Origin of the sequence: Glycocaulis sp. (genome assembly GCF_052168375.1) — a bacterium.
Lineage (GTDB): Bacteria > Pseudomonadota > Alphaproteobacteria > Caulobacterales > Maricaulaceae > Glycocaulis.
Map to the genome: position 1 here is coordinate 1 of NZ_JBQLZR010000106.1, position 3,741 is coordinate 3,741.

Here is a 3,741-nt window from a genome sequence, read left to right on the forward strand (position 1 = left end):
GGCACGACCGCCAAGCGCTGGGGCCGGGTCGGCGACACGCCGATCATCGGGGCGGGCACATGGGCTGATAATCGCTGCGGACTCTCGGCCACCGGCACTGGCGAGTATTTCATCCGCTTCAACGTCGCTGCCACGGTGTGCCGGGAAGCGGAAATCCGTGCCATGAGCGACGGGATTGACGGCGCCGCCCAGGCCGCCGCCGACGAGATGATGAATGTGCTTCTGGAAGATGGCGGCGATGGCGGGATCGTCATGATCTATCTGGGCGAGCCGGTCTGGGCGATGAACACGCCCGGCATGTACCGCGCCAGCTGGGGCGAGGGACGCGAGCGCTATATCGCCATCTATGGTGACGAGTAGGCTTGCGGTCTGCCCCTTCCTCGTGACAGAGGCAATGCAGCCCTGATCCAGCCCGTTTTCGAGGAAACCGCGATGCAACGCTTCCCCCGGCTCCGTCTTGACCTGCTTGCTGCCTGTTCGATGGCAGCGTTCCTTTCTGCCTGCAGTGAACCGGTTGGCGAGATCGAGTCTCCCGAACCGCCGGCACAGATTTCCGAAGCTGAGCAACGCCTCGCCGAGGTGACACAGATCGCCGAGCAGGGCGCGTTGCCTGAACCTCTCGTTGCGGCGGTAACGCCTGAAGGGCAGTATATTCCCGATGTGCTGCGCTGCTTGATGGACCGCGACACGACCCTGATCAGCGCGCACCGTGGCGGCGTAGAGCCCGGGTTTCCGGAACACGCGATAGAAACCTTTGCCAACACGCTGTCGGGTGGACCGATGCTGCTGGAGATGGATGTGCGGCGTACCGCCGATGGCGTCCTGGTCATGATGCACGACGAGAGCCTGGAGCGGACCACGACCGGAACGGGCAATGTCGAGGACCTGACCTTTGCCGAGCTGACCGGCCTTCAACTGGTCGACAATGAAGGTGAGGTCACGAACTATCGCATTCCTAGCCTTTCTGAAGTGCTCAACTGGGCGCGCGGCCGGGCGTACGTGCAACTCGACTTGAAACGCACGGTGCCGGTTGAAGAACTGGTAGAGGCCATCGTGGCGCACGATGCGCTGGGTTATGCGATGGTCATTACCTATACCGAGGAAGATGCGCTGCGCGCGGCGCAGGCCAATGGTGATGTCGTTGTCTCCATCCAGCTGACCGAGCCTGAGCGCCTCGCCGCCCTCTCTGCAGCCGGGGTCAATACCGAGCGGCTCGTCGGGTGGATGGGGGTGCAGCGCGAGCTCGACCCTTCGGTCTGGAGCCATCTGGACGATGCTGGCATTCCGCCCGTGGCCGGTACGCTCTGGCACCTGGATGGCGCCGTTCTGGAAAGCGGTGACAGCACCATCTACCGCGACTTTGCCGAGGCAGGAGTCGCAATGATTGCCACTGACCTGCACTGGACGGCCTATGAGGCTCTGGAAGAGCGTCAGGACACCGTCGCCGCTTTCCGGGCGTGCACGCAGCAATAGGGACGCGTCAGCCGGAGGCCTTGCGTACCAAGGCTGCTTCGTCGAGTGTCGGAAAAGGCTCAAGCGAGAATATCGCTTCGACCGGCAGTCCGAACAACGCGGCTGCCTTGAGCCCGATTTCCATCGACGGCATGTACTCGCCCCGCTCGATATAGCCGATGGTCTGGTAGTGAACCTCCAGAGCATCGGCCAGTTCGCGCCGGCTCATGGCGCGCTCGGCGCGCAGCATGGGCAGGCGTGTGTAAAGGCGGACGCCGCGTTCACTCATGCCTCGTCGTCCAGCGCGGCAGTTTCATCCGGCAGGCGCCATGCCAGCAGCAAGGCCGGCAGACCCATCAGCGTGCCGCCCACGATGCCCCCGGCGCCTACCGCAACCGGCAGCGGCAAGGTGTCCAGCAGCCAGGGCGCAAACGCACCGGCGGCAAAGGCCAGCAGGACTGCCGGGTAGTAGGCCGCAGACATGCTGAAGACACGCAACTGCACCTGGCGTTCATCAAGTGCCGAGGGCGGGATTTCGGTAACGCCCCGCACGCTCAGGTTCACGCATCCGGCGAGCGGAAAAAACGCGAGAAAGAAGGGAAGGCCCAGCCAGTCGATGCCCGTAATCAGGGGCAGGGCAATCACGGCGACGGAATTGCCGATGGCCGCCAGTACGAGCAGACGGCGTGTGCGCCGCGACTGGAATTTTTCCGCGAGCGGGGTCGAAAACGTGCGCTTCATATAGCGTCCATAGGCGCCCTGTGACCGGGACATGAGCATCTCCGTAGCAATAACTGACAAGAATGTAGCAAATTTTATATCATCTGCCCAAATTAAAATATCGACAGAAATGGTGGCGCAGGTTGGATTGCGGCTGGGAGCACCCTCGGGCACGCTGTCTGATGGCGCTCCCGGCTTGAAGACAAGCCTCTTTCATTTAGTTTCAGATGAAACTAAATTGCCGCCCGCATAACGGAGGACATGTCATGTCGCGCAAATGGATCTACACCTCGCGCAGCGAAGGCGACGCCTCGCGTCAGGCCCATGCCGACCTGCCCGAGCACGCGCCCTATGAGCGCGAGATGAGCAAGGAGGGGTTTTTCGGTCCCGCCGCCTTCCTGCATCACAAGCGCCCGCCGACCGGCTGGGTCAAGTTTGAAGGCCCGCTGCAGCCGCGCGCGTTTGATCTGGCCCGCCTGAATCGCCCTGATGATGTGCCGTGGTCGAGCCCGTCCGTCCTCCACAACAAGGGCTGCGACATCCGTTTCTGGAAGCTCGACCGGCCGATGAGCGGTCTTGCCCGCAATGGCGATGGCGACCAGCTTCTCTTCATCCATACCGGTGCCGGTTCGCTATTCTGCGATTTCGGGCATCTGGCCTATGAGGCTGGCGATTACATTGTCCTGCCGCGCGCGACGATGTGGCGCCTGGTGCCGTCCGAGCCGACAGCCGTGCTGATGGTTGAGGCCACCAATACCCACTACACCTTGCCGGACCGCGGCCTTGTCGGCCCGCATGCGATCTTTGACCCGGCCGTGCTCGATGTGCCGTCCATGGACGAGGCGTTCCGCGCCCAGCAGGCCGATGAGGACCATGAATGGGTGGTCCATGTGAAGAAGCGCGGCCAAGTGAGCCGTATCACCTATCCCTATAACCCGCTCGATGCGGCGGGCTGGCATGGCGAGCTTTACCCGGTGCGCCTGAACGTGCGCGACATCCGCCCGCTGATGAGCCATCGCTATCATGTGCCGCCGAGCGCCCACACGACCTTCCTGTCTGACCGGTTCGTGGTGTGCACATTTGCGCCGCGTCCCTTCGAGACCGATCCGGGCGCGCTGAAGGTGCCGTTCTTCCACAACAATAACGACTATGACGAAGTGCTGTTCTACCACGCGGGCGATTTCTTCAGCCGCGACGGTATCGATGCCGGCATGATGACCTTCCATCCGGCAGGCTTCACCCATGGCCCCCACCCCAAGGCACTGGCCAACATGCTGACCCAGAAAAAGCCGGCGACGGACGAGTATGCCGTGATGATCGACACGCGTGATCCGCTGGATGTGGGCGAAGGTGCTTCCAGCGTCGAGAATCTCGATTACGTTCACTCGTGGAAACCGAAGCAGGCCGCTGAGTAGCGCCAGCAGCAGCCGGGGGGCATCGATTGGACATTTTCACGCTGGCGGAAGCCAATCTGATCTCGCCGCCCATCCTCTTCTTCGTGCTGGGACTGATCGCGGCTCTGGTGCGTTCGGATCTCTCCATACCTGAAGCGATAGCCAAGGCGCTCTC

6 protein-coding genes are annotated in these 3,741 nt (G+C 62.5%); 4 read left to right on the plus strand and 2 right to left on the minus strand.

Annotated features, from left to right (window positions below; translation table 11 throughout):
* Positions 1 to 360: isoaspartyl peptidase/L-asparaginase (locus ACTS2Z_RS04230; protein WP_442571981.1), on the plus strand; the 360-nt coding region annotated here is incomplete at its 5' end.
* A gap of 72 nt (positions 361 to 432) precedes the next feature.
* Complete coding sequence (locus ACTS2Z_RS04235) at positions 433 to 1,473, plus strand: glycerophosphodiester phosphodiesterase family protein (protein WP_442571982.1); 1,041 nt, start codon at positions 433 to 435, stop codon at positions 1,471 to 1,473.
* A gap of 7 nt (positions 1,474 to 1,480) precedes the next feature.
* Here ACTS2Z_RS04235 and ACTS2Z_RS04240 read toward each other — a convergent pair whose 3' ends face one another.
* The gene (locus ACTS2Z_RS04240; RefSeq protein WP_442571983.1) at positions 1,481 to 1,741 is read right to left on the minus strand and encodes a helix-turn-helix transcriptional regulator; all 261 of its coding nucleotides are present in this window, start codon (positions 1,739 to 1,741) and stop codon (positions 1,481 to 1,483) included.
* The gene (locus tag ACTS2Z_RS04245; protein ID WP_442571984.1) at positions 1,738 to 2,226 is read right to left on the minus strand and encodes a hypothetical protein; all 489 of its coding nucleotides are present in this window, start codon (positions 2,224 to 2,226) and stop codon (positions 1,738 to 1,740) included. Before ACTS2Z_RS04245 ends, ACTS2Z_RS04240 begins: the two co-directional genes overlap by 4 nt.
* Before the next feature lie 212 nt (positions 2,227 to 2,438).
* On the opposite strand from ACTS2Z_RS04245, the gene ACTS2Z_RS04250 reads away from it, so the two are divergent.
* Together ACTS2Z_RS04250 and ACTS2Z_RS04255 are read left to right on the plus strand one after the other, a co-directional pair.
* On the plus strand, positions 2,439 to 3,587 hold the full coding sequence (locus ACTS2Z_RS04250) for a homogentisate 1,2-dioxygenase (RefSeq protein WP_442571985.1): 1,149 nt from the start codon (positions 2,439 to 2,441) through the stop codon (positions 3,585 to 3,587).
* Between the two features lie 26 nt (positions 3,588 to 3,613).
* A partial coding sequence (locus ACTS2Z_RS04255) for a sodium-dependent bicarbonate transport family permease (protein WP_442571986.1) occupies positions 3,614 to 3,741 on the plus strand: 128 nt, incomplete at its 3' end.